Source organism: Devosia geojensis (genome assembly GCF_000969415.1).
Taxonomy (GTDB): Bacteria; Pseudomonadota; Alphaproteobacteria; order Rhizobiales; family Devosiaceae; genus Devosia; species Devosia geojensis.
This window is the reverse complement of record NZ_JZEX01000176.1, coordinates 1-2821: the sequence shown is the minus strand read 5'-3', so window position 1 is coordinate 2821 and position 2821 is coordinate 1. Positions and strand designations below refer to the sequence as shown.

Here is a 2821-nt window from a genome sequence, read left to right as displayed (position 1 = left end):
CCCCCGACCCCTCCCCTCAAGGGGGAGGGGAGGCAGTGCTCAACCCGTTGATCCGGCAGAGAAAGCGGGAACTTATCCCCGCACCCTCGCACCTGCCCCATACTCATTCCCACCTCCCGCACGACGCGGTGTCGACGAAACGCCGGCGGGAGGGTCCGGGTCAGCGGGGGTCGCCCTGCAGGGTCCCGAGCCGGAGCGAGCCGGGCGGCCGACTCCGCACCTGTTTTGCCGGGAGGCGGCTACGTAGCCATCCGCCCCCGCGCCCGTCACCCCCAGCTACGGGGGGCTGGCTCGTTAGTGGGCCTGGCGGGTCAAGGCAGGTCGGAAAGCCCCTGGCGGTAATCCAACCGGCAAAGACCCACCATCCGGATGCGCGGGGCGGGCGAAAGCCTCCCGTTCTTTATATCGATAGGTTCGAGGCTCGAGACCGCCCCGCGCCGTTAGCCCGCAGCAAGGCGGGAGACTTGAGGAGGAACCGCGAGGCCGCAAGGCCGGGCGGCGTTTCGGCACGCCCTCAGCGCGGCGCGGCGGCGCGTTTCAGCCGGTCGTTGATCGCCTCGCCCAGGCCCGTCATCGGAACAGGCGCGACGGCAATGCGCGCGACCCCTGTGGAGTCCAATGCATGGAGAAGGGAAAAGAGATTGCGCGCCGCCTCATGCAGATCACCCGAAGGCGAGAGATTGGCGGCCGCCGCATGCCCCGTCGGCCCGAACGCCAGATACGCCTCGCCCGCCTCAGGCTCCCCGGCGTCGAGCCGGAGCCTGGCATTGGGCGCATAGTGGCTCGTCAGCATCCCCGGCGCGGCGACCTTGGCGTCGTGCGCGGCAACCGTCACCGGCCGCCCGATCGCCTCGGCGATCGTCTCGCGCGCCAGCGCCCCGGCGCGCAGCTGCACCACCTCGTTTCCGGCGACGGCAAGGATCGTCGATTCCACACCTGCCCGGCACGGGCCACCGTCGAGCACCGGCACGCGGCCGCCAAAACCGCGGCGCACCTGCTCGGCCGTCGTCGGCGAGAGCCGCCCGGAGGGGTTTGCCGAGGGGGCGGCGAGCGGTCGGCCGACGGCCGCGATCAGCTCCAGCGCCAATGGATGGTCGGGGACACGCAGGCCGACCGTATCGAGCCCGGCCGTCACGATGTCCGAAAGCCCGGCGCCCGCCTTCAGCGGCAGCACCAGCGTCAGCGGCCCGGGCCAGAACCGCGCCAGTTCGCGCGCGAGCGGCGAAAACTGCGCGATCCGCTCGGCCATCGCCAGGTCCGCGCAATGGACGATCAGCGGATTGAACCGCGGCCGCCCCTTGGTCTCGTAGATCGCCAGCACCGCATCCGGGTCCGTCGCGTCGGCTCCGAGCCCATAGACCGTCTCCGTCGGGAACGCGCAGACCTTGCCCGCCCGCAGCAGCTCAGCGGCGTCGGCGAGGGTCAGCGGTTCGCGCGCGGTCAACTTTGGGTTCCCGGTCATCGGGGCTGTTTGACAAGGGCGGGGCTTGCCGTCAAGAAAGACCGAGGTACCAAAGGCAACCCAAGCGCTGTGACGACGCTCCTCATCAGCCAGCAGAACTTCGAGAGCCACGTGACCCCCGAGGGCCACGCGGAGCGCGCCGACCGCATCCGCGCCATCGAGGATGCGCTCGCCCGCCCGCGCTTCGACCGGCTCCTGCGCCGTGACGCGCCCTCGGTCGATCTGGCGCTCGCCGAACTCGTCCATGGCCCGCGCTACCTGCAGCGCCTGCGCGATGCGCGGCCGGCCGAGGGCATCGGCCAGATCGACAGCGACACCTTCATCTCCTCGGGCTCGCTCGATACCGCATCCACCGCTCTCGGAGGGGGGCTCGCCGCCCTCGAGGCCGTGATCCTCGGGGAAGCCGACAACGCCTTCTGCGCCATCCGCCCGCCCGGCCACCACGCCGAGCGCGACACGCCCATGGGCTTCTGCCTCGTCAACACCATCGCGGTGGCCGCGCGCGAGGCGCAGCGCAAGCACGGGGCCGAGCGCATCGCCATCGTCGATTTCGACGTCCACCATGGCAACGGCACGCAGGATATTTTCCAGGCCGATCCCAGTGTCTTCTACGCTTCGAGCCACCAGGTCCCGCTCTATCCGGGCACGGGGCGGGCGAGCGAGACAGGCGTCGGCAACATCGTCAACGCGCCGCTCCCGCCGGGCTCGGACGGGGCGGCGATGCGCGAGGTCTACCGCGACACCATCCTGCCGGCGCTCGTCAACTTCTCGCCCGACATCCTGCTCATCTCGGCCGGGTTCGATGCCGACTACCGCGATCCCCTGGCCGAGCTCGATTGGGAGCCGGGCGATTTCGCCTGGCTTACCGGCAAGCTGATGGACGTCGCCGAGCGCTATTGCGGCAACCGCATTGTGTCGCTCCTCGAGGGTGGCTATGACCTCAAGGGCCTCGCCGGGGGCGTGTCCCACCATGTCGCCATGCTGATGGATGGCGCGGTGGGTGACCTGAAGGAATAGGAATATGACCGAGACCAGCAACGACGACATCAAGACCCTGAGCTTCGAGGCGGCTCTCGCCCAGCTCGAGGAGATCGTCGGCAAGCTCGAGAGCGGCCGCGCGCCGCTGGCCGAATCCATCGCCATCTACGAGCGCGGCGAGGCGCTGAAGGCCCATTGCGAGGCGCTGCTGAAGACCGCCGAGGCGCGCATCGAAAAGATCACCCTCTCGCGCGAAGGCAAGCCTATCGGCACCGCACCGCTGGATGCGGAGTAAGGGTCCGGATGGGCACGATATTCCATATAGACACAGCGAGGGCACGGCCCTTCGCCCCCCTCCCCCTTGAGGGGAGGGGTCGGGGG

3 protein-coding genes are annotated in these 2821 nt (G+C 69.8%); 2 read left to right on the top strand and 1 reads right to left on the bottom strand.

The features are described 5' to 3' along the window. Nucleotides 1-514: 514 nt before the first annotated feature. Nucleotides 515-1462 (bottom strand): L-threonylcarbamoyladenylate synthase, encoded by a 948-nt coding sequence (locus tag VE25_RS19450; protein WP_046110335.1) that lies wholly within the window; start codon nucleotides 1460-1462, stop codon nucleotides 515-517. 69 nt (nucleotides 1463-1531) lie between these two features. Between VE25_RS19450 and VE25_RS19445 the strand changes: the two genes are divergently transcribed. Beyond that, nucleotides 1532-2479, top strand: coding sequence for a histone deacetylase family protein (locus VE25_RS19445; RefSeq protein ID WP_046110334.1), 948 nt, complete (start codon nucleotides 1532-1534; stop codon nucleotides 2477-2479). A 4-nt stretch (nucleotides 2480-2483) separates the two neighbouring features. Further along, entirely contained in the window at nucleotides 2484-2735 is a 252-nt protein-coding gene (locus VE25_RS19440; protein WP_046110333.1) for an exodeoxyribonuclease VII small subunit, read from the top strand. Nucleotides 2736-2821 lie beyond the last annotated feature (86 nt).

Coding starts and splice junctions, on each gene's coding strand:
- VE25_RS19450 (WP_046110335.1), bottom strand. CDS start 1,462: ATGACCGGGAACCCAAAGTTGACCGCGCGCGAACCGCTGACCCTCGCC.
- VE25_RS19440 (WP_046110333.1), top strand. CDS start 2,484: ATGACCGAGACCAGCAACGACGACATCAAGACCCTGAGCTTCGAGGCG.